This window comes from Paenibacillus selenitireducens, assembly GCF_002021565.1.
GTDB lineage: Bacteria > Bacillota > Bacilli > Paenibacillales > Paenibacillaceae > Paenibacillus_K > Paenibacillus_K selenitireducens.
This window is the reverse complement of sequence record NZ_MSZX01000007.1, coordinates 172,382-193,220: the sequence shown is the minus strand read 5'-3', so window position 1 is coordinate 193,220 and position 20,839 is coordinate 172,382. Positions and strand designations below refer to the sequence as shown.

The 20,839-nt window shown below is 45.5% G+C and carries 25 protein-coding genes and 1 riboswitch; of the genes, 12 read left to right on the top strand and 13 right to left on the bottom strand.

Annotated elements, in window-relative coordinates:
* The first annotated feature begins 32 nt into the window (after positions 1-32).
* The 3 genes from BVG16_RS18620 (at position 33) to BVG16_RS18610 (ending at position 3,054) form a co-directional block, all read left to right on the top strand.
* Complete coding sequence (locus BVG16_RS18620; RefSeq protein ID WP_078500448.1) at positions 33-1,124, top strand: TolB family protein; 1,092 nt, start codon at positions 33-35, stop codon at positions 1,122-1,124.
* A gap of 25 nt (positions 1,125-1,149) precedes the next feature.
* Entirely contained in the window at positions 1,150-2,145 is a 996-nt protein-coding gene (locus BVG16_RS18615) for a hypothetical protein (RefSeq protein ID WP_078500445.1), read from the top strand.
* Between the two features lie 120 nt (positions 2,146-2,265).
* Positions 2,266-3,054 carry a protein-glutamine gamma-glutamyltransferase gene (locus tag BVG16_RS18610; RefSeq protein WP_078500443.1) on the top strand — a complete coding sequence of 263 codons (789 nt, stop codon included), beginning with the start codon at positions 2,266-2,268 and terminating at the stop codon, positions 3,052-3,054.
* 150 nt (positions 3,055-3,204) lie between these two features.
* On the opposite strand, the gene BVG16_RS18605 is transcribed toward BVG16_RS18610, so the two are convergent.
* The 7 genes from BVG16_RS18605 to BVG16_RS18575 form a co-directional block, all read right to left on the bottom strand.
* On the bottom strand, positions 3,205-3,678 hold the full coding sequence (locus BVG16_RS18605) for a DinB family protein (protein ID WP_078500441.1): 474 nt from the start codon (positions 3,676-3,678) through the stop codon (positions 3,205-3,207).
* 21 nt (positions 3,679-3,699) lie between these two features.
* Positions 3,700-4,200, bottom strand: a complete 501-nt coding sequence (locus BVG16_RS18600; RefSeq protein ID WP_078500438.1) for a HugZ family pyridoxamine 5'-phosphate oxidase — start codon at positions 4,198-4,200, stop codon at positions 3,700-3,702.
* Positions 4,201-4,214: 14 nt separating this feature from the next.
* On the bottom strand, positions 4,215-5,018 hold the full coding sequence (locus tag BVG16_RS18595; protein ID WP_078500435.1) for an ABC transporter ATP-binding protein: 804 nt from the start codon (positions 5,016-5,018) through the stop codon (positions 4,215-4,217).
* 1 nt (position 5,019) lies between these two features.
* The gene (locus BVG16_RS18590) at positions 5,020-6,027 is read right to left on the bottom strand and encodes a FecCD family ABC transporter permease (protein WP_078500682.1); all 1,008 of its coding nucleotides are present in this window, start codon (positions 6,025-6,027) and stop codon (positions 5,020-5,022) included.
* Between the two features lie 5 nt (positions 6,028-6,032).
* On the bottom strand, positions 6,033-7,028 hold the full coding sequence (locus tag BVG16_RS18585) for an ABC transporter substrate-binding protein (RefSeq protein ID WP_078500432.1): 996 nt from the start codon (positions 7,026-7,028) through the stop codon (positions 6,033-6,035).
* Between the two features lie 226 nt (positions 7,029-7,254).
* Positions 7,255-8,094: an SDR family oxidoreductase gene (locus tag BVG16_RS18580; protein WP_078500430.1), complete on the bottom strand. Its 840-nt coding sequence runs from the start codon at positions 8,092-8,094 to the stop codon at positions 7,255-7,257.
* Between the two features lie 121 nt (positions 8,095-8,215).
* Entirely contained in the window at positions 8,216-8,626 is a 411-nt protein-coding gene (locus BVG16_RS18575) for a MarR family winged helix-turn-helix transcriptional regulator (protein WP_078500428.1), read from the bottom strand.
* A gap of 174 nt (positions 8,627-8,800) precedes the next feature.
* Between BVG16_RS18575 and BVG16_RS18570 the strand changes: the two genes are divergently transcribed.
* Both BVG16_RS18570 and BVG16_RS18565 read left to right on the top strand, forming a co-directional pair.
* The gene (locus BVG16_RS18570; RefSeq protein ID WP_078500427.1) at positions 8,801-9,280 is read left to right on the top strand and encodes a hypothetical protein; all 480 of its coding nucleotides are present in this window, start codon (positions 8,801-8,803) and stop codon (positions 9,278-9,280) included.
* A 39-nt stretch (positions 9,281-9,319) separates the two neighbouring features.
* A complete protein-coding gene (locus BVG16_RS18565; RefSeq protein ID WP_078500425.1) occupies positions 9,320-9,556 on the top strand; it encodes a DUF6953 family protein in 237 nt (78 codons plus the stop codon).
* Between the two features lie 69 nt (positions 9,557-9,625).
* On the opposite strand, the gene BVG16_RS18560 is transcribed toward BVG16_RS18565, so the two are convergent.
* Both BVG16_RS18560 and BVG16_RS18555 read right to left on the bottom strand, forming a co-directional pair.
* Positions 9,626-10,969: an Nramp family divalent metal transporter gene (locus tag BVG16_RS18560; protein ID WP_078500424.1), complete on the bottom strand. Its 1,344-nt coding sequence runs from the start codon at positions 10,967-10,969 to the stop codon at positions 9,626-9,628.
* A gap of 253 nt (positions 10,970-11,222) precedes the next feature.
* The gene (locus BVG16_RS18555; protein WP_078500423.1) at positions 11,223-12,452 is read right to left on the bottom strand and encodes an MFS transporter; all 1,230 of its coding nucleotides are present in this window, start codon (positions 12,450-12,452) and stop codon (positions 11,223-11,225) included.
* Positions 12,453-12,580: 128 nt separating this feature from the next.
* On the opposite strand from BVG16_RS18555, the gene BVG16_RS33735 reads away from it, so the two are divergent.
* The gene (locus BVG16_RS33735; RefSeq protein ID WP_269845605.1) at positions 12,581-12,715 is read left to right on the top strand and encodes a hypothetical protein; all 135 of its coding nucleotides are present in this window, start codon (positions 12,581-12,583) and stop codon (positions 12,713-12,715) included.
* 74 nt (positions 12,716-12,789) lie between these two features.
* Here BVG16_RS33735 and BVG16_RS18550 read toward each other — a convergent pair whose 3' ends face one another.
* Entirely contained in the window at positions 12,790-13,341 is a 552-nt protein-coding gene (locus BVG16_RS18550) for a helix-turn-helix domain-containing protein (RefSeq protein WP_078500422.1), read from the bottom strand.
* A 161-nt stretch (positions 13,342-13,502) separates the two neighbouring features.
* On the opposite strand from BVG16_RS18550, the gene BVG16_RS18545 reads away from it, so the two are divergent.
* The 6 genes from BVG16_RS18545 (at position 13,503) to BVG16_RS18520 (ending at position 19,103) form a co-directional block, all read left to right on the top strand.
* Positions 13,503-14,177 (top strand): alpha/beta hydrolase, encoded by a 675-nt coding sequence (locus BVG16_RS18545; protein WP_078500421.1) that lies wholly within the window; start codon positions 13,503-13,505, stop codon positions 14,175-14,177.
* Positions 14,177-14,950, top strand: coding sequence for a DODA-type extradiol aromatic ring-opening family dioxygenase (locus BVG16_RS18540; RefSeq protein ID WP_078500681.1), 774 nt, complete (start codon positions 14,177-14,179; stop codon positions 14,948-14,950). The genes BVG16_RS18545 and BVG16_RS18540 overlap by 1 nt, the downstream gene beginning before the upstream one ends.
* A gap of 42 nt (positions 14,951-14,992) precedes the next feature.
* Complete coding sequence (locus BVG16_RS18535) at positions 14,993-15,778, top strand: SDR family oxidoreductase (protein ID WP_078500420.1); 786 nt, start codon at positions 14,993-14,995, stop codon at positions 15,776-15,778.
* Positions 15,779-16,093: 315 nt separating this feature from the next.
* Positions 16,094-16,306 (top strand): cold-shock protein, encoded by a 213-nt coding sequence (locus BVG16_RS18530; RefSeq protein ID WP_078500419.1) that lies wholly within the window; start codon positions 16,094-16,096, stop codon positions 16,304-16,306.
* A 274-nt stretch (positions 16,307-16,580) separates the two neighbouring features.
* The gene (locus BVG16_RS18525; protein WP_078500418.1) at positions 16,581-17,453 is read left to right on the top strand and encodes an NAD-dependent epimerase/dehydratase family protein; all 873 of its coding nucleotides are present in this window, start codon (positions 16,581-16,583) and stop codon (positions 17,451-17,453) included.
* 195 nt (positions 17,454-17,648) lie between these two features.
* Positions 17,649-19,103, top strand: coding sequence for a catalase (locus BVG16_RS18520; RefSeq protein WP_198957499.1), 1,455 nt, complete (start codon positions 17,649-17,651; stop codon positions 19,101-19,103).
* Positions 19,104-19,369: 266 nt separating this feature from the next.
* Here BVG16_RS18520 and BVG16_RS18510 read toward each other — a convergent pair whose 3' ends face one another.
* The 3 genes from BVG16_RS18510 to BVG16_RS18500 all read right to left on the bottom strand — a co-directional run bounded on the left by BVG16_RS18510 (position 19,370) and on the right by BVG16_RS18500 (position 20,406).
* Positions 19,370-19,573, bottom strand: a complete 204-nt coding sequence (locus tag BVG16_RS18510; RefSeq protein WP_078500415.1) for a cysteine-rich CWC family protein — start codon at positions 19,571-19,573, stop codon at positions 19,370-19,372.
* Positions 19,574-19,718: 145 nt separating this feature from the next.
* A complete protein-coding gene (locus BVG16_RS18505; protein ID WP_078500414.1) occupies positions 19,719-19,904 on the bottom strand; it encodes a DUF2524 domain-containing protein in 186 nt (61 codons plus the stop codon).
* Positions 19,905-20,058: 154 nt separating this feature from the next.
* Positions 20,059-20,406, bottom strand: coding sequence for a winged helix-turn-helix transcriptional regulator (locus BVG16_RS18500; protein WP_078500413.1), 348 nt, complete (start codon positions 20,404-20,406; stop codon positions 20,059-20,061).
* 263 nt (positions 20,407-20,669) lie between these two features.
* Positions 20,670-20,825, top strand: a riboswitch (cyclic di-AMP (ydaO/yuaA leader).
* Positions 20,826-20,839 lie beyond the last annotated feature (14 nt).

Sequence of the window (20,839 nt, the reverse complement as noted above, 5' to 3'; positions counted from 1 at the left end):
CACTGAAGCGGAAGAGACAGAACAGAATAACCATGACATCACTAGGCATTTTGCTGGCAGCAGCCTTGATGTTCACGACAACAGGGTGCAGTGGACAGACAGGACAACAGATCACGGTCAAGGAACCGCCCGTTCAAGAGAAGAGCGAAAATCTGGTACTGGAGGAAATCAAGCGCTTGGATGGGCTATACGGCATGGCATGGCTGTCGGACGAGGAAATCTTAACGACGTCAGCTCCGAAGTGGATGGAGGGTGAATTATCAACGCATGATGTGCAGACGGGAAAAGACCACCCCATAGGAATCGCGTCAGGTATGTGGGTCAACCTCTCACCAGACCGGAAATATGCTTACATTTATGAGAATAGTCGCGCGCAAGCTTCCTTTGTACGCATGGCCGATGGCAAAAGGGTACGTGTGCAAATGGGCGATGGGGACATTTCGATCTTGAATGGACAGGTGCAAGGAGCTTGGCTGGATAACCAAACCTATGTGATCGCCACGGTGCAGGGATTGTCACAAGCAACGTTGGACGGAAAAGTGACGCCCCTTGCGACTTTAGGTGAGCAGGAAACGGTCGTTAAGGTCTTGTCTGCTCCCTCTTCATCGAGCCAGAAATTAAACCGATTGTACTATCTGAATAATCATAAGCAATTGTATGTACTACCTATAAATTCAGGGACATCGGACAAATCAGAGAACGCCGCAAAGGCAACGCTCGTGCAAAGCCAGGTCGTAGATTTCACGCTTTCTCCTGAAGGTACGCAGGCAGCATTCGCAATAGAGACGAAAGAGAACGAGAATGCACTTGTAGTGACGAAGTTGGATCAGACAAAACAGGGTAAAGTGATCACAAGCGGACGGTTTGTCCGGCAGTTATCTTGGTCGCCAGATGGTTCGAAGCTCGCGTTCGCGTTGTTTAATTTGGAATGGGGGACAACGGGGCTTTATGTCATGAATACCTTGACAGGGTATATGACACCGGTATCTTATTATCCGAATTTACAAAGTGTTTTATGGTGGAGTCCGTCAGGGAAGCAATTGATGATGAGCCAAGAGAATCAGGAGATGAATCTGGATATGCCGAACAATAAGCTTTTATCCGAGATATATCGTTTGAAATGAGATAGATTGATGGAGGTATAGTGAAATGAACAAAATTCGAATCACGGTCGTATTGTCGCTATTGATGACGATGTTGATCGCGGGATGCGGGAATAGCAAGGAACTTACGGTACAAGAACCACCCAAACAAGAAGTGGTACAGGGGGATGAGACCAAGCCAAATCAGGGTGACCAAGGCAAAGAAATCGATAAGGAGTTTGAATTGTTAGCTTCACAGGCGAAGGAAGCGCGCGAAGTCATCGCATTCTTGGACTCGAATTTGCCTAAAGTCGATGTGACGACGGCAGATAAATTATTCGTGGCATTAGATTCCTTCTATGAGCGTTATCTTCCCAGCTTGAACGATAACTTCAATACCATGCTGGAGCAGCCGGGCACGGCCGAGAAGATGAATGAAGTCGGGTACCCGATCGATATTAATAACATTAAGAATGATGATACCTTAAAAAAATGGCTGCTAGACCAGACGGAAGCGCATTTTGCGCTGGATAACACGGAAGGAATGTTCTTCTGGAAGGTGGACTACGCAGCATTGCAGAAGAAATATGATCCCTATCTTTCCGAAGATTTGAAAAGTTACCTCGCCTTGCGGGCTGCGCAATCCGGGAAGCGATTCGTAGAAGATGCCTCACTCACCATTTCCAGAGAGGAGTTGGGGGAACGAATTCTTGCCGCGGAGCATTACTTGACGCAATACCCAATGGGATTGAAACGTGCGGAAGTAAAGGCCATGTATTCCGAATACATGCATCACTATATAACGAATTATCGGTATGATGCGATTGATGATAAGACAATGAAGCTGGTGCCTGCGGTGAAGAAAAGCTATGAGCAATTAGTGAAGCAGCATCCGAAGACCAAGACGGCCGAGCTGGTGCAGGAATATCTTAACCTCATTAATGAAAACAAGGATGTCATCTACAGCCCAGGGCAAGGGAATACGTTACAAGGTCCTTTGAAACCGAATATTTCGAAATTCTGGGAGAGCTTAGATGAGAAAATCAAGACGCTGCTTGCATAACATGATGTGAACTAGAAGACACCTCCGAAGGTGTCTTTTTTCTGACATGCACGAGACATCCCTCCGACACGTACAATAACCTAGCTAGGCACATAGATTTTTTCGTTAGGAGACATGCATGTGATTGAGATTTCAGGTAGTAATTTAGAAGATGTTCAGCAGTTGCCATTGTCTGCATTTGAGAAAGAGATCGTTAAGGCGAAAGATAAAAGCCCTTATACCTATTCATATGATTCCCTTGAGGCATTAAAGTTCGAATTAAATATGCGGAGTAACATACTGAATGCGGCTGTTGCGTTATTTGATAGTGGTGTACAATTCGCGCCATTTCAGAAATCGCGTTGTAATCAGAAATATTGGACGCGGACGCCCTCAGGAAATTTCCATATGAACAAGGGAGTGCTGCCAGCCGAAGCCATTCGAGATATCTATCAACAAGGACACCGCTATGCATTCGAGTGTTCCACGGCCATTATGATTGTGTTCGCGAAGGCGATTCTGGATTCGATCGGTGACGAAGCTTTCAATACGTATTTCAAGGATATGACGATCGGCGATTGGGGCGCCAACAATAAATTGCCGCTCGTACTGAACGAACATGGTGCTCAAGCGTATCCTGGGGATAGCGTATATTTCGAGAATCCGGATTTCGATCCAAGTATGCCTTTCTGGCAAGGGGAGAATGCGATTATGCTGGGCAAGGGGCTGTATTATGGACATGGAATTGGGATTAAATCCGCGAAGAACATTATCTCTGAGTTGAATGAAAAAAGAAAGGAAAACAGCACGACATCGGCTTTTTTATTGGAGTTGGTGCTTCACCCGAATTTTGAACAATTGCGGAGAATTGCAAATGGCGGGGACGGCGTCGTGGCCCGGATTGGAGCCCATACGTATATGTGTGTATAGTGCGTTATCGTGTGGGCGATCACAGCAAGAACATAGCGCAGTATACTCTCACGAGGAGTAAAGAATGGCCACCTCGTCAGCGTCGTACCATAGGAAAAGCAGCAACGGATGATCCAATGCTGCTTTCTTTTTGCGCGATGAAGTTATGATTTATGATTCCTGGACGGCTCTCTCCGCTGGCGCGCATTTGCGAATAAGTGAGATTTGGCCGGCATGCAATCCTGCATGGTAGAGCAATCTACCCAAGGCTTCACGCGGGGTAGACGTCCCGATCATGGTCTCGACAGGCTGATCCCATGCCTCTTCCGGGAGCGAGCGCATGGCTTCTGTGACATGGAGATCAGATGCCTCTAGCAAGCGCAATAAATCTGCCAGTTGATGAAATTGCCCCTCATCTTTCGCTCTTCCAGCGGTTAGATAGGTGACTGAGGCGGGGGCTTCCTTTTTGAAGAACCAATCTGCGAACATGTACTCGACCTCTGCGTTATGGCGGAGCATGAATCCAATCGTCGAAGTATCAGGGGATAAACGCAAGGTGAGCTCTTCTTCTTGCAAACCTTCCATCGTTTTACGGAAACGATCGCGAACCGCTCGCCAGACAGGCAGCACAGCTTCAAATGACATCGTCTTTTCTCCCTTTATAATTCAAGATTTCTTTTTATCTACGACAACGTGGCTGAATTGCTCTCCTGTGATGCTCACATCAAAGGCTTGACCGAACCCAATGACATAACGGCCTTGAACGGGCACGAGTTCAAATAAAGAAAAATCGAGGCCGCGCAGCATTTCCATCATCTTTTGACCATGCTGTTCATCAAATGCCGCGAAAATTCCTTCATGGCCTTCGTTCCCCAAATTCGTTGTTGTACATTTGAAGCGCGCGCGTTCGCGAGCGAACTTATTCGGCGTTAACGTCTCATCGGCAATTAGCATGACATGAACATAGCTGCTGTCTTCTACATATTTGTAATGGTCCGAAATTTGGCTGATATAGATGTAGAGTTTATCTCCAACATTGACATAGGGCGCATAACTGATAAACGGATCGCCGTTCTCGTCCAACGAGCTAATGGTGACGGTTTTCATTTTATGGACAAATTCATTGAATTTTTGCTTGGTTGCTTCCAAATCAATTGTTTTTTGCATGGGAATCCTCCTCGTTAATTGGCCATCCAAAGCTTGGATGCTTCAGCGCGGCTGCATACATGAATTCGCGGTTTCCCGCTTACTGGGGAATAGGCAACTTCGGCTTCGACGTGATAGATCTGACGAATGGTATCTGTCGTTAATACTTCCCGAGGTGTTCCGAACAATTCCTGTTTCCCTTTACGCAAGACACATATTTTATCACTATACTCACTCGCATGATTCAGATCATGCAATACCATAATGACCGTAACGCCAAGTTCTTGGTTAATGGTTCGTGTGAGTTCTAATACCTCTAGTTGGTGGGCGATGTCGAGAAAAGTTGTCGGCTCATCGAGTAACAACACTTTGGGACGCTGCGTCAACGCCATGGCAATCCATGCCCGCTGCGCTTCTCCTCCAGATAGTGCAGGCAGCTTGCGATGCCGAAGTTCCGATAGCCCTGTTTTTTCAATAGCCCAGTCGATGATTTCATAATCTTCAGGTGTGAGTCGTTGATACCATTTCTTATGCGGCATCCTCCCGTAGGAGACGAGCTCTTGCACGGTCATATCGGAAGGGGCCTGATTGGCTTGGCATAAAATACACATCATTTGGGAAATGGTCTTGGTATCCATTGCCCGCACATCTTGCCCTTCCAAGCATACTTTTCCCATATGACAAGGAATAAGACGTGACATGGCTTTGAGTACGGTGGATTTTCCCGAACCGTTAGGTCCAATAATGGAGATCATTTCGCCTTGTTGAACCGAGAGGGAGAAATTATTGACGACGGTCTTGCCGTCATATTGAATGTCGAGAGCTTGTGCTTCAAGCATCTTACATATCACCCTTTCGCATGAGATACAGGAAATACGGTCCTCCTACCATGGCCATGACAATGCCGGCGGGAATATCCAAAGGAGCGAATAGCGAACGCCCTGCGGTATCCGCTGCGAGCATCACGAGCGCTCCCATACCCAAGCTCATCGGTAGGAGCCGTTTATAATCGGAGCCCACGAGCATTCGTGCGATATGAGGGACGATTAATCCGACAAACCCCACGATACCCACAACAGATACTGTGATGGCAGCTAGAAATACGGCCGTAACGGATAAGACAACACGAATGCGGTTGACTTTCTCGCCGAGGTTCGCTGCCGCTTGTTCGCCGAGACGAAGGATATTGGCTTGACGAATACAGAACATGCTCGCGATCCAGCCTAGGATCGAATAGGGAAGAAGGAGCTTCACATCTCCAATCCCTTTGCCGGACAAACTCCCGTTCAACCATTGCAAGGCTGCAGGCAGCCGATCACTGTATAGAATCGATAGGAGACCAATGATCCCTCCGAATACCGCATTGACGGCAACGCCTGACAGAATAATACGGACGGGGGAAATGGACCCTTTCTTCCAAGCCAGGCTATAGACCATGATTGCCGCAATCGAACCGCCGATGATGGCAGCGAAGGGAATAGAAGACGTAAACTCGGGTAGTAACAGAATAATAACGAGCACGGTTACTGCGGATCCGCTAGAGACCCCTGTTAGACCTGGATCAGCTAACGGATTGTTCATGACGGCTTGCAATAATGCGCCGGATAAGGCCATATTTGCACCGACCAGTAAAGCTAAGGTCATCCGTGGGAATCGAAGGTCCCACAGAATCGTATCCGGGATCTCATTGCCTTTGCCAAGTAGGGCAGAGATGACTTCATTCGGCGGAAATCGTACGCTTCCTAATCCAAGCGATAGAATGGCTGCTAGGATCAGAAGAGCAAAGATAATGGCAATGAGAATCCAGCTTTTTCTATGACTTGTATCGACATTCAACGAGCTGCGCATGTTCATTATTGATACAGCACATCGGATAATTTCGTCAGTGCGTCAGGAGCCTTCTGTATGGAGGCGGAGCCGAATAACGAGTAATCTAACGCTTGCACTTTATGATTCTTATACGCATTCATTTTCTCCCATGCCCCATTCTTCTTCACTTCATCTTCGAATGCTTTGAGGCCTGCTTCAGGGTCACCATGCGATACAAGTAGAATGATGTCCGGATTCGCCGTGACCACTTGTTCCATATCTAGTGGAATATAGGATTCTGTTGATTTCAGTACAGATGAGACGACATTGGTCGCTTGAAGCTTCTTCGCTAAATCACCAACATACGTTGTTTCGTTCATGAGCATGAAGGATTCAGCGGAGCCGAATAAGAACAGCACTTTCGGAGCGGTCTTGCCTTCTGAAGCCGCAATGGCTTTCGATTCTTTTTGCTGCAGCTCAGTTAAGAATTTCTCTGCTTCCGCTTCTTTGCCGAAGACTTTGCCGAGGGCTTCTAACGTGAGTTTTAGATCATCGTAGGAATCTGTGGGCAGATATACGCGCGGGTTTTTGATGTTCCCCAATGTTTTTTCTAAGCTATCCTTGATGGAGGATGGGCCGATAACCACATCGGCTTGCACATTCACGATTTGTTCAGCATCCGGTTTCAACGCAGAGCCTACTCTTGTAACCTTGTCGAATTCAGCCGGCAGCGGATTCATAGATTCAGGAACGCCAACAGGCATAACCCCTAGAATACTGAGCATCTCGGACAACGTAACAGATACCGTGGCTACTTTTGCAGGCTGCTGCGCAGGGAAAAGTTTGACCAACTCATCTATTTTGGCAGGGTCGCCGAGGGACTGCGCATCGGGTGTTGTCGTAGCAGAAGCCTCTGGTGTTGTAGCCGTTTCTTTATTTTGTTCTACAGGTTGATCAGTCGATGCTGTAGATGTCGTATTGCTGCAGGCAGCAGATAAGATAAGGCAAGAAAGCGATAGAACGAGTAATAATTTTTTCATTGCAACCCCCTGATAATGATTATCATTATTAATTACATAGAAATTTATCATAGATCTTACCAATAAACAAGTGAAATATTTAAAATTTGATGAGATTAAAATGGAGGGGAGACTATATTCAGGATATACCGGTCAAACAGATTTCAGGAAAACGTAGTGAAGGCAAGGCTTGTTTCGTGGAAAAGGCATGAACCCAATCGGTTCATGCCCTTTTTAGTGAATCGTATTACATATTCAACTGTATTTTGCGTGTATTCTGGATGCCATCTAAGCCTGTTGGATCCGTTAGCGTTTTGTGCTGTGCGAAAGATTCCGCGCGTTCGGAGGTGCGAATTCGCAACGGTTTGATCGCCATCTGAACCAGTTCCAACATGACATCGGCGACCGATTCTGCCGTCTGAGGGACAGCATTACGCTCTAGGAAGGTTTGCGTATATCGATCAATAAGAGGTTTATATTCATCCTCTAGGATACCGCCGGTATGGTTAACATGTCCCATCACAGTATTATTGAAGTTGGTAGCGATGGCACCAGGCTCCAGCAGCGTAAGATCGATATTGAACAGAGGCTTATAGTACGTCGCCAGGCTTTCAATCAGACCTTCTACGGCAAATTTACTGGAGCAGTAAATTTCATTCATCGGTTGACCCACCAAGCCGCCTACGCTAGATGTCGCAACGATATGCGCATATCCCGTTTTTTTGAGTAATGGCAATGCAGTGCGGATCGTATGCATGACACCAAATACATTCGTATCAAATACACCTTGAATATCTTCGATACTCGCTTGTGTAAGGGCACGAAGATAGCCGAATCCAGCGTTGCAAAAGAGTACATCTAACCGCCCGTGGGCATGTTCAATTTCGTCCATGACGTGCTGCAATGTATCGGGTTTCGTGACGTCCATCTCCACAAAATGAAGGTTCGGCTCATTCGCATATTGGTTCTGATCCCGCTCGACATGTCGCGTCCCGGCATACACCGTCCATCCTTGGTGCGCAAATTTGAGTGCACTCGCTAGACCGATGCCTGATGAAGCACCTGTGATACAAATGATTTTATTCATGAACCGATCCACTCCTCTTGAGATAAATGTTAAATCATTAAACTGTTAATTAACTAAACAATATAACATGCGCCCGTTCTTGTCAAGCAACAAAAAAATCCCATCCCGCAAGGGGATGGAATTATACAGGTAACTTATCTAAGAGTTGTTTTAGTATAGCCAGTTCTTCTTCAGAATAATTCGTGAATAGCTTCTCGATCTCATGATGGTAATCGTCCAGGATTGCATCCACTAGTGTCGTGCCTTTCTCCGTTAATTCAATTTGAATGCTTCGGCGGCTCGTTGGATGCGGCTTGCGTAGGACAAGATGTTGTTGCTCTAACTTATCGAGAATTTGCGTGACAGCCCCCCGTGTGAGGCCGAATTCATCGGCAAGGTCAACAGCCATGGCATCGGGATTTTTACGAAGAAATTCTAAGGTGTACATCGTGATGGGCGTGATTTGGTAATTCGGAAGAATTTTGGTCAAATAGGAGGATAAAGTATTCTTGATTTGTCTTAGCTTGGATGTCACAAGTTGAGAATCTTTCATAAGCACCCCTTTAAAAAGTTTGACTTCTTATTAGTATACCATAATGCTGTCCTACTGGTTTAACGGGTACAGTTCAAGATATTGGGAAGCAGCCGGATCCTGGTATTTCAGAGTTCGCCCTTGTCTATGCTATAATGAACGTTATCAATTTCGTCACGTATGGAGGCTTACAATATGCTTAGTTTTGAAGAAAAGCTTGCGATTGCAGATTCGTTCCCTGAATTAGAGCGGAGGAATGTATCGCTCGGACGGGTGAATTACCATTATGAACAAAGTGCTTATGATAAGAAAACCGTTATTTATCATTTGCATCCGAACGGCAACGGTTATGTGTATGCAGGCCATATGAAACGCTATGACGCAGATGAGAAAGGGCTCGTGAACATTCGCCAGTTTACGGAAGAGCAATTTCGGACATTGATTGAACAGTCGATTGCTTCACTGACCGCGTCGAATACACCTCGGGTCGAGGAAGTAGAAGAGGTTCAAGAAGAACGGTGGTCGAATGCGCTGCAGCATACCCTGACATTACAGCTTGAGCCTGAAGATGGCATGTGGTACATCTATGCGGGCTTGGAGTTGGACTCTGCCTTTGATACGTATGAAGAAGCGGTCGAATATCTCGAAGAAGAAGGCTTCTCGCGTCAACGCTAACGTTGCATATGAAATCACGAAGTCAGGAGCGAATCCGTCATGGAAGTTACGGCACAAGAGGTTGCAGCATGGATGGTTAACGAAATCAAGTTTAAGGGTACGCTCCATCAAGAAGATGCGATACGTTATGTAAGAGAACATTTCGGCGAATCCTTTGTATTTGTAAATGAGAATGGAAATGCGTCACTGGAGAAAGAAGTGAAGAAAGCCTTTCGTAAGTTGCATGGCGGAAGGGTAGCTTGGGATCGGGACGGATTTTTCTGGGCGTGGACATAATCATGAAGAAGCTGACATCGGCGATGGCCGGTTGTCAGCTTTTTTTGATAAACCATGATATCGAATATATTATTGAAAGGTTGAGATAATTAACCAAATATTTAACCCCGTTAAAATAACGGTAGTAATCCAAGCAAGAATATTGACCCATAATCTGTTCTTAAATTCGCCCATCATTTGCTTATCACTGGTAAAAATGGTTAAAGGAATGATGGAAAAAGGCAATGCGATACTTAAGAATACTTGCGTATAAATTAATAGATGTTCTACTACTGATTCAGTACTCCCGAACACTAGTATGCATAGGACGACTGGAATAATGGCCAGTACGCGTGTAATCATTCGTCTAGCCCACATCGGCATTCTCATGTGGATAAAACCTTCCATGATAATTTGCCCGGTTAATGTTCCTGTAATCGTTGAATTTTGGCCGGATGCAAGCAAGGCGACTGCAAACAATACGCTCAATACAGGACTGGCAATAGCACCTACAATCGAATTATCGTTCAGTGCACGGTATAATTGCCCCAGCGTATCTAAAGAGCCACTATACCCAAAGAACAAGGCAGCACCTAAAATAAGCAATAAGCAATTAATAACAAAAGCGATGGATAACTGAATATTTGAATCAATCGTAGCAAATTTGACAGCTTCTTTTAGCGAATCACGTTCTTTACGATTATATTGGCGTGCCTGAACAATCGAGGAATGCAAATATAAATTATGCGGCATAACGGTGGCTCCTACAATTCCTAGCGCGATAAACAAAGCCCCGCCATTCGTAACGATCTCCGGTTTGGGAATAAGCCCACCGAACATTTGAGCTATGTTAGGTTGAGAAATAATAACTTCATAGAGAAAAACAACAAGAATCGTTGCAATCAAGGTGATGACGATGGCTTCAATTTTCCTAAAACCATAACGCGCTAAAATCAATAATAGAAATACATCCAGCACAGTAACGAATACACCGATGAGTAAGGGTAGATTAAACAATAAATTCAGTGCAACCGCACTACCAATAACTTCGGCAATATCTGTAGCCATAATTGCCAACTCTGTAATGATCCATAAGACAAAACCCCATTTTTTGCCTGCCTTCAGTCGCGTTGCTTGGGCCAAGTCCATTCCGGTCACAATTCCTAATTTCGCAGACATAGCTTGCAATAACATCGCAATAAGGCTGGAAATGAGAATAACGCTCATCAGCAGATAACCAAATTGCGCCCCCCCTGCAATGGATGTAACCCAGTTACCGGGATCCATATAACCTACTGCAACTAATGCTCCCGGTCCTGAATAGGCAAGCAGCTTTTTCCAGAAACCAGCGTTTTTAGGTATAGGCACCGTGTTATTGATTTCCGCTAGACTTAATCCGTTTTGTGTTTTGTGCATTAAATTTCCGATGTTCATATTCAACCTCCTTTTCCCATGGACAAAAAAGTTTCCCTTAACCAACTTTAAGTAATTTTACTCCTTTTTTGGAGGAAATCAAGATATAAATCATAAAAATATTTCAATCGGAATCTATTCATACATAAAGCCTCTAGAAGTCTGTCCAAAGGTAAAAATCAACCCTTTCAGGGGTCTTAAATGACATCATAGCAAAAAGCCCGACCCACTTGAGGTGGATCGAGCTCTATAGTTTGAGAAGATATTGTCAAGCCTATTGCGATGCAGGCAATTGGTCCGGATCGATCCCTTTGGTCTCACGACCAAAGAACAGAACGGCAAGAGCTCCAATCACGATGGCTATGAAAAAGATGATGAATATCGTCGCGATAGCCGTCTCTCGCGCTACCAGCATGCCGACGAGATAAGGTCCGATGACGCCCCCAATTCGTCCGAACGAAGCCGCAAGGCCAACGCCTGTCGAGCGAACCTCGGTCGGATATAACTCCGGCGTGTAAGCATACATGCCACCCCAAGCCCCGAGGTTGAAGAAAGACAGGCAAATCCCTGCGGCCATCAGCATTCCTTCGGTCTCTGCGGTCCCGAACCAAATGGCGCTGACCGCCGTAAAGAGCAGGTAGGTAACGAGCACGAACTTACGCCCGAATTTTTCGATGAAATAGGCTGCGGTGAAGTAACCGGGCAGCTGCGCTAGCGTAATAATCAACACATATTCGAAGCTTTTGACCAATGTGAACCCCTTCATGACCATGACGGTTGGCAGCCATAAGAACACGCCATAATACGAGAATACGACCGTGAACCATAGGATCCATAGCGTAATAGTTGCCTTGCGATGTTTGGCAGACCAGACGGATGCGATACGTTCTTTGAACGATAATTTACGCTGGCGTTGCTCGGTATAACGAGGTGGATCCGAAATGGCACGTCTTAAGTACAGGGCATACAATGCTGGAACGGCACTGATGACAAATGCCATTCTCCAGCCATAATCGGGAATGATAAAATATGCGATAAGGGCTGAAATGATCCAGCCAAATGCCCAGAAGCTTTCTAGCAGTACAACGGCTCTGCCGCGTTCCTTTACGGGCACGGATTCAGAGACCAGAGTCGAAGCAACGGGCAGTTCGCCGCCAAGACCAAATCCGGCGATAAACCGCAGAATACATAAAGCGACGAAGCTAGAAGCTAGCGCAGAGAATCCGCTTGCGGCCGAGAAGATGAGAAGGGTCCAGATGAGGACAGCACGACGGCCATAACGATCAGCAAGTGAACCCGCGACAGCAGCGCCAACCGCCATCCCGATTGAGTTAATGGCCGTAACGAGGCCGATTTGTTGTGCGCCAAGATGCCATTCTGCCGCCAAAGCAGCAACGATGAAGGAAATCAACCCCACATCCATGGCGTCAAAGAGCCAGCTTAGTCCTGCGCTAAAGAGCAGCTTTCTCTGCTTCGGTTCGCGCAGTAGCGTTAATTTGTTCATGTTCAAGTCTCCGTTTCAACTTAGAATGATTACTTGACATATTACCAAATATTACACCGGACATCCATGCTAATATTCAAGATTCTACGCGTAAAAGTGCATAGGATACGGCCTAGGAACGAAATAAGATGAATAAACCCGAACGATTAACGATTTTTCACATCGATAAGAGATCCTTTGATCCGGTAAAGGGTTGGAAGTCGAGGGTCTATGCCTATGATCTTGATAAGGTGTTGAAAATATACAGCGGGATAATGACATAAAAAACCGACAGTAGGACACATTACAGAACGTTCTGGATTGTGCTATGCTGTCGGTTTTTTATTGTTTTGCGGAGCTAGAATAATGTCAGCTCTTGATCCGTATCGGTATAGACAGAGATTAATAAGGTTCCCGGCTGCTCGCCTATATTGCGAACCGTATGCGGGATGCATGCATTCCAGCTAAAAGTATCGCCCTCATTCAATACCATGACATCTTCCCCTTGCTCGGCCTGAAACGTTCCTTGCATGACATAATGCACTTCTTCTCCTTCATGGGCGCGCGGCGTCTCACCCGTTGAAGTACCCGGAGGGAAATCGACAAGAATGACTCTCATGTTTTTGGTGGAACTTAAATGTTGGATTTGCAGACGATCGGGTCCCGCAGTCGATAAACTCCGCTCTTCTTTTCGGGTAACTTTCATCCGTTCTTCTTTTTTGAGCAATAAATAGGCTAATGGAACGTCTAACGCCGTTGAGATGTTTTCCAATGTCGCGATAGAGGGAGAGGTTTTATTGGTTTCCACCTGACTCATGAATCCCTGAGAAAGCCCTGTTTGCTCGCAAATTTGGGCTATCGTTATATTTTTACGTTTACGAACCGCTCGAATGGTCGTACCGATGTCCATGGGGGTCACCTCAAATGATATTTATAATATGGAACTTATTTTGATATTAACAATAATTCCATTGACGTGCTAGTATCGTAATGATAAATTACCTATATAAACATTAACTTAGTATTACTAATATATTTCGTCATCATTTAATCATAAAGGAGAGAAACATCATGACACCAGCGTACGAATATGACATTCACATACCTTCTCATATAGATCCCAATCGGACTTATCCGACTATCTTCACCCTGCATGGCAAGGGCTCTAATGAACGGAATATGTATGGCATTGTCGAGCCTTTATCGGAGCAGTTCATTATTGTGGGAATTCGAGGCAATCTCCGCTTAGGTGCGGGTCATCAATATTATGAATTGAAAAGCCTTGGGAACCCCGTTCGCGATTTGTTCGATAAGGCTGTGCAAGACCTTGAAGCCTTTATCGCTTATGCGACAGATAAATATCCGATTGATCCGGCAAAACGTTATCTGCTCGGGTTCAGCCAAGGCGCGATTCTGTCCATGTCTCTAGCACTTACGATGGGGGATCAGTTGAAAGGGATCGTTGCCTTGAACGGTTACGTACCGGATTTTGTAAAAACTGATTATATATTAAAGCCAGTGACGGATGTGTCTGTATTTATCAGTCACGGTGAATACGACTCAGTCTTTCCTATACAGATCGGCCATGATACGGCAGCCTACTTTCATGAACGGACGACACGTTTTTCGTTCAGAACATATCCTACAGACCATGGAGTAGCTGAAGAGAATCAAAGGGATGTTCTGCTATGGTTGGCGAAGGATGCAGGACTAACTTCGGGTCAGGATCAGGAGGAGATTTTATGATGATGCCATCATTTTTTGTTGCGCATGGTGCGCCTTCATTAGTGCTGGAGGAGCATGCTTATACGTCATTTTTGAAAAATCTGGCCTCAACGCTGCCAAGCAAACCTAAGGCGATCGTTATCTTCTCAGCCCATTGGGAGCAGTCCCAACAGACGATTAGCGCTGTAGATACGCACGGTACGATCTACGATTTTTCAGGTTTTCAAGAGGAACTCTACCAGATCACGTATCCGGCAAAAGGGGAACGCACGCTTAGCGAAACCATTAAAGCGTTGTTCGCATCCCACGGGATCGACAGTGTTCTCGATGAACAACGAGGGTTGGATCACGGTGCATGGGCGGTGCTCAAGCTGATCTATCCCGAAGCGGATATTCCCGTTGTGGCATTGTCCGTGAACCGTTACTTGTCCAATGAGCAGCAATATCAAATCGGGGCTGCACTTGCTTCGCTTCGTGAGCAGGGCGTTCTGATCGTGGGGAGCGGAGGGACGGTTCATAACTTGCGTCAGGTCAACTGGCGCACCCAAGAAGTGGACGATTGGGCGGAAGCCTTCGACCAGTGGATTCAGGAAAAGGTGGAGGCCTGGGATATCGAAGCGCTTATGAATTACAAGGATTTAGCGCCCTATGCGCAGGCTGCGGTACCGACGAATGAACATTTCATTCCACTGTTCCTTGCGATGGGTTCCGGCGATCTGCATCGGGAAGCTAAACTTCTGCATCGCAGTTATCAATATGGTAATCTTAGCTTAAGCTGTTGGCAGTTCAATTAAGATACTGCAATCTAACCCTATCGATATAGGAAGGTGAATGGAATGGAATTAGGACTTACAGGAAAATCGGTATTCGTCGCGGCAGCAAGCAAAGGATTAGGAAAGGCAAGTGCGCTCGAATTTGCCCGTGAAGGCGCGAAGGTTACCATTGCAAGCCGTAACTTAGATCAATTGAGTCAAGCTCGCGACGAAATATGGGCTGCAACGGGGCAAGAAGTAACCATGGTGCAAATGGACGTATTTCATCCGGAAGATATTCAGCGGGCCATTCAGACAGCCGTATCCGCGTACGGGGGCATCGACGTCCTTGTTGCGAATGCCGGAGGTCCGCCAAGCGGTCAATTCACCGATATGGCAGATGCCGATTGGGTGCGTGGTTTTGAACTATCGCTATTAAGCACGATTCGATTCATCCGCGAAGCGTTGCCTTATCTGAGAACATCAGGAGGCCGAATTGTGAACTTGACCTCGACGTCGATTAAGCAGCCTATTCAGGGATTAATCTTATCGAATGTTTTCCGTGCCGGTGTCCAAGCCCTGACGAAAAGTTTGGCTGCTGAGCTTGCACCGGATGGCATCCTAATCAATACAGTCGCACCGGGACGTATAGGTACGGAACGGATCACGGAGTTAGATACCGTGCGAGCTGCATCACTTGGAGTTACGCTCGAGGACATCCAACAGGCAGCGACTGCACAAATTCCGCTGGGTCGAACAGGAACTCCGGAGGAGTTTGCCCGGATGGTCGTATTCTACGGTTCTTTCGCCAATACCTATGTGACAGGGCAATCGTTACTTGTCGATGGGGGCATGGTTAGAGCGATTTAACAGATGAAATAAATGTTGAGTAATATATTCTGAAATTGGATATATTACCTGTTACAGACAGCTGACCAAGCAGAATTGTTGTGAATTCGAATGCAGGATTTAAGCTGTATTGGCATAATAAAAAAGCTAAAAAAGAGGAAACAATGATTGTTATTTTCATACAATAGAGGTATAATTAATATTACTGAATAACGATCTCAATTCACATATTGCATGGGTTATTTATGAATTATGAATAACCTCATGTTATATGTGAATTTTTATTTATTTAAATCTGAGACTGCCATTAAAAACTGGTGAGAAAGAGGGACGATCATGTACAATTCACGGAAAAAGCCACTGGAAGAAATTCCTGAGGAAATTACAGCGATTTGGTCTTGCACAAATGAAACGTGTAACGGATGGATGAGGGACAATTTTGCGTTTTCTTCTCAGCCGACATGCCCCCAATGTCAATCCGAAATGGTAAAAGGCGAGAAAAAACTTGCAGTACTCGTGAATACGAGTCCCAACCACGCAAAACAATAAGGTTTGAACGTCCATTGACAAACGGGATGAGGCCGAACGCCTTCATCTCGTTTTTGTTCTTGTTAGCATATGCCGTCGCAACCCGTAGGTGTGATACACAGGATTCAAGTTGAAGCATGCACGCGAGAAGTGTATGCTTTTTTTTGCGTGGTACGGCAGTTATCTTAAATTTTGGAGGTTCCGTGATCTAAATAGATGGTTGTAGATTATTCCTTTTCCGTTATACTGTCTTTGAGTACGACAAGAGCTATATATATGATGAGGAGGCATGAAGATGAGTCAACCGCGTATTATTGTTACGGGAGGAAGCGGTAAGGCCGGCAAGTGGATTTTGAAACATTTCGTGGATCAGGGTTATGAAGTCATTAATTTGGATATCAAAGCGCCGAGTGATCCCGTGTGTCGCACGATCATTGTGGATCTGAACGACTTGGGTCAAGTGCAGAATGCGATATCGCCCTTTAGCGGCGGGGAGCGCAAGGTACCCGTAGGTATCGTACATTTTGCTGCGATTCCTGAAGCCTATCTTTTCCCGAATGAAGTATGCTTCCGTAATAATGTGATGAGTACATATAACGTCCTAGAAGCTGCAGCTAACTTGGGTATTTCTAAAGTTGTTATCGCTTCCAGCGAATCTTCGTATGGCATTTGCTTCGCAACGGAATTCATAAATCCTCATTATGTGCCAATAGATGAAGACCATCCGCAATTACCTGAAGATAGCTATGGGCTCTCCAAAGTTGTAAATGAAGCGACAGCAGCTGCTTTTCATCGTCGAACAGGAATGCAGGTGGTTAGTTTTCGACTAGGAAATATTCTGGTTCCCGAGAGTTATGCTGCGATCCGGGCCAATTTCGACGATACGGAATCACGCAAACGTATCCTATGGTCTTATATTGATGCCAGAGATGTCGCAATGGCATGCCAACTTGCGATCGAAAAGGATGGTTTGGGTGCTGAGGTATTAAATCTGGCCGCGGATGATTCTTCTTCGGATCGCCCTACAAGCGAGCTTGTTGCCCGCCATCTTCCTGACGTCGAAGATATCCGAGTTCCATTAGAGGGAAGGATCTCGCTGCTCTCGAATGTTAGAGCCAAACGTATACTTGGTTGGGAAGCTAAATATCATATCTTGGAACAGGAATAATCGTTACATACGCCTAATACAATGAAAAGCGAGCACATCGTGCTTGCTTTTTCGCTGATGCGGACAGAAAATCCTATCATTATTTAGAATTATTATAAAATAGTATTGATTTTAATTATCACCTGCATATATACTGGTATCCATGGAATATAGTTTAGAATAATTCTAATTTATATATTTATGGGAGGCTTGACTATGACAAAATTAACTACGAATCAAGGCGTACCGATCGGTAACAATCAGAGTTCCAGAACAGCAGGGCAGAATGGTCCTGCATTGTTGGAAGATTATCAGCTCCTCGAGAAATTGGCACACTTTGATCGGGAACGCGTACCCGAACGCGTCGTGCATGCCCGCGGGGCAGGCGCCCATGGTGTATTCAAGGTAACGAACAGCATGAAACGGTACACGAAGGCAGCATTTCTACAACAAGAAGGGCAAGAGACGCCTGTATTCGTTCGGTTTTCGACAGTTATTCATGGTCAGCACTCACCAGAGACATTGCGCGATCCGCGTGGTTTTGCCGTGAAATTTTATACGGAAGAAGGCAATTATGATTTCGTGGGGAACAACCTGCCGGTATTCTTCATTCGCGATGCGATGAAATTCCCGGACATGGTTCACAGTCTGAAGCCGGATCCACGCACAAACATTCAAGATCCAGACCGCTATTGGGACTTTATGTCATTGACCCCGGAATCGACGAACATGATGGTTCATTTGTTCTCGGATGAGGGAATTCCAGCGAACTATCGCCAAATGCGAGGTTCCAGTGTGCACGCATTTAAGTGGATCAATGAACATGGCAATAAAGTATATATTAAGTATCGTTGGGTACCCAAACAAGGGGTCAAGAATTTAACGGCTGAAGAAGCTACCGCGATTCAGGCCGTAGATTTCAATCATGCAAGCCGCGACTTATATGACGCGATCGAACGCCAAGAATACCCGGAATGGGATCTTTATGTTCAAATCTTAGATCCTGCGGACTTGGATTCGTTCGATTTCAATCCGCTCGATGCAACAAAAGATTGGTTCGAGGAGGACATTCCATATCATTTGGTAGGTACGATGACATTGAATCGCAACCCTGAGAATGTATTTGCAGAGACGGAATCCGTAGGATTTAATCCAGGTGTGGTCGTGCCCGGCATCGAGCCGTCAGAGGATAAGTTGCTGCAAGGGCGTTTATTCTCTTATTCCGATACCCAACGTTACCGTATTGGACCGAACTATCAGCAATTGCCCATCAATTGTCCGTTCGCCAAAGTTAATAATAATCAACGCGACGGGGCGATGCCTGTCAAGCAACAGACAGATTCGATCAACTATGAGCCAAATCGTCACCAACACACTCCGCAGGTCGATCCTGCTTATGATGATTCACCTTATCCGGTGCAAGGAGAAGCACTTCGTAAAGTGATTGAGAAGAAAAATGATTTCGGTCAAGCGGGGCAAGTGTGGCGCAAATATTCGGCAGCCGAACAAGAAGCGTTTGTGAAAAATCTATCCGGAGATTTATCGTCCGTGACGGAACAGTCGAAGTTGTTAGCGATTTGCAATTTCTATCGTGCGGATGCCGATTTAGGGAAAAGGCTGGCTGAGCGTTTGAATGTGGATTTGACACCGTATTTACAGCATATCAAGTGAGTGAAAAGTGCAGCACAGGGCATCCGTGAGGATGCTCTGTTGTTGTGGACGGAGCCTCGAATTCTTGTCTCACTGCGGGTAAAAGTTGTCTTCCTCTTCCTCAAACATCTTGTTTCCCCCCTTTTTATTAGAAAAAACGGTGGACAGGGGAAAAAGCCAAAACTCGTCGTCAGACAAGCTTTTACCTCTACGTTCTCCAAGAAGAACTCCAGCTAGACAACAAAAGGCATCCCCAAGGGATGCCTTTGCTGCATAAGAAAGCATAATTATGATTCCTGTGCCTTGAAGTCTTCAACGCATTTACGGCAAATACAGGATTTCCCTCGTAACTCGGTCGGAATTTGCTCTCTCAATGCCATGGGCACCTTCGAATGAAAGCACCAGCAATCCCCACTCTCAGCCCCGCATTGATTGATCTCGCCGCATAAGGGGCAACGCCGCTCATCATGATGGTTCGTCTCGTTGCTCAAAGTTCCTAACGCCTCCTACATCGATTCTTTCTTTCATTATACCGGGCTTATGCAACATCGGGTAGCTCGGTATACCATCGGGAGAGGAGGGAGAAGACGAAAAAACCGACCGGAGGGTCGGCTTGGCATAGATATACACTGCAAATTAGTGAATGTCACATTTGGTTTGAATGAAGTGGATTTGGTTCTCGATTCGGTTTTTGAGTTCTGTCGCTTCAAGGGAATGTTCCGATCCGCCGTCGGATATCAACTTCTCTAGCTCTTGCTTCAACTGATGCAGATCAGCACCGGCATTGGCGCAATTATAATTACTTTCTAATTGATCAAGCACATGGACAACCTCCTTCAGTATGAACTTATGTTATACCATGAGCTATTGTGTCTATTCATGAACCTCGTTATGCATCCTCAACCTCGAATATGTGCAAAAAAAAGGAGCTGTCCATTCGGAAGAATGATCAGCTCCTCTTATATGTTGAAGACGCTCAGGCCTTCTCTTCTACAGTTTCGTTCGTAGTGGGGATTTGAATCCAATCGGAGGACCATTTGCTGATTTCCCCAAATATCGGCGCCAAAGCTAACCCCATCTCGGTTAAAGAATATTCGATCCGTACCGGTGTTTCGGGGTAAACTTCTCTATTTACAATGCCATCGCTTTCTAGCTCTTTTAACCGCTCGGATAGCAATCTTCCACTAATATTCGGCAAAGAATTTTCAATCTCACTAAATCGTCTAGGACCGGATAATAGCTGAAAAACAATAAAGGATACCCAACGTTTGCTTAAAATTTCGACGGCTTTCTCAAATCTGGGGCATAATGCTGGCTGATTCATTCTTATTCACCTCACTTTCTTTATTATAGCGTAATTTAGCAAGAAACACACGGGTAACAAACGGAAGGTTCAGAATAGCCAGATATGGCCAAATTGTCTTAAAACGAAGCAAATGCGTAAGAAAGTTAGATACGAGTCGCGTAGTGTAATTGTTATCGCTTACAAGTTCACTGTACCTCATAGAATGACTAATTTAAGCTTCGGATTTCCTTTACAGTCCCTAGCGTTCATAGTAAGATTCAATTCGTAATTAATATAGCATCATCCGATAAGCGCTGAATTCGACTACCGGAAACGGGGGAACCAGTAGAGCAAGGTCTTAACAGATCTTTCTCAGGGGTGAATCACTTGTATAAGTGTAGGGCTACTTTCGTGCCCGAATCCGTCAGCTAACCTCGTAAGCGTTCGAAAGAGGAAATTGTCGTAAGCTACT

Coding starts and splice junctions, on each gene's coding strand:
- BVG16_RS18560 (WP_078500424.1), bottom strand. CDS start 10,969: ATGAACATCGGAAATTTAATGCACAAAACACAAAACGGATTAAGTCTA.
- BVG16_RS18570 (WP_078500427.1), top strand. CDS start 8,801: ATGCTTAGTTTTGAAGAAAAGCTTGCGATTGCAGATTCGTTCCCTGAA.
- BVG16_RS18555 (WP_078500423.1), bottom strand. CDS start 12,452: ATGAACAAATTAACGCTACTGCGCGAACCGAAGCAGAGAAAGCTGCTC.
- BVG16_RS18600 (WP_078500438.1), bottom strand. CDS start 4,200: ATGCAAAAAACAATTGATTTGGAAGCAACCAAGCAAAAATTCAATGAA.
- BVG16_RS18615 (WP_078500445.1), top strand. CDS start 1,150: ATGAACAAAATTCGAATCACGGTCGTATTGTCGCTATTGATGACGATG.
- BVG16_RS18575 (WP_078500428.1), bottom strand. CDS start 8,626: ATGAAAGATTCTCAACTTGTGACATCCAAGCTAAGACAAATCAAGAAT.
- BVG16_RS33735 (WP_269845605.1), top strand. CDS start 12,581: ATGAATAAACCCGAACGATTAACGATTTTTCACATCGATAAGAGATCC.
- BVG16_RS18620 (WP_078500448.1), top strand. CDS start 33: ATGACATCACTAGGCATTTTGCTGGCAGCAGCCTTGATGTTCACGACA.
- BVG16_RS18540 (WP_078500681.1), top strand. CDS start 14,177: ATGATGCCATCATTTTTTGTTGCGCATGGTGCGCCTTCATTAGTGCTG.
- BVG16_RS18595 (WP_078500435.1), bottom strand. CDS start 5,018: ATGCTTGAAGCACAAGCTCTCGACATTCAATATGACGGCAAGACCGTC.
- BVG16_RS18580 (WP_078500430.1), bottom strand. CDS start 8,094: ATGAATAAAATCATTTGTATCACAGGTGCTTCATCAGGCATCGGTCTA.
- BVG16_RS18500 (WP_078500413.1), bottom strand. CDS start 20,406: ATGAATCAGCCAGCATTATGCCCCAGATTTGAGAAAGCCGTCGAAATT.
- BVG16_RS18520 (WP_198957499.1), top strand. CDS start 17,649: ATGACAAAATTAACTACGAATCAAGGCGTACCGATCGGTAACAATCAG.
- BVG16_RS18590 (WP_078500682.1), bottom strand. CDS start 6,027: ATGCGCAGCTCGTTGAATGTCGATACAAGTCATAGAAAAAGCTGGATT.
- BVG16_RS18550 (WP_078500422.1), bottom strand. CDS start 13,341: ATGGACATCGGTACGACCATTCGAGCGGTTCGTAAACGTAAAAATATA.
- BVG16_RS18545 (WP_078500421.1), top strand. CDS start 13,503: ATGACACCAGCGTACGAATATGACATTCACATACCTTCTCATATAGAT.
- BVG16_RS18585 (WP_078500432.1), bottom strand. CDS start 7,028: ATGAAAAAATTATTACTCGTTCTATCGCTTTCTTGCCTTATCTTATCT.
- BVG16_RS18605 (WP_078500441.1), bottom strand. CDS start 3,678: ATGTCATTTGAAGCTGTGCTGCCTGTCTGGCGAGCGGTTCGCGATCGT.
- BVG16_RS18535 (WP_078500420.1), top strand. CDS start 14,993: ATGGAATTAGGACTTACAGGAAAATCGGTATTCGTCGCGGCAGCAAGC.
- BVG16_RS18530 (WP_078500419.1), top strand. CDS start 16,094: ATGTACAATTCACGGAAAAAGCCACTGGAAGAAATTCCTGAGGAAATT.
- BVG16_RS18565 (WP_078500425.1), top strand. CDS start 9,320: ATGGAAGTTACGGCACAAGAGGTTGCAGCATGGATGGTTAACGAAATC.
- BVG16_RS18525 (WP_078500418.1), top strand. CDS start 16,581: ATGAGTCAACCGCGTATTATTGTTACGGGAGGAAGCGGTAAGGCCGGC.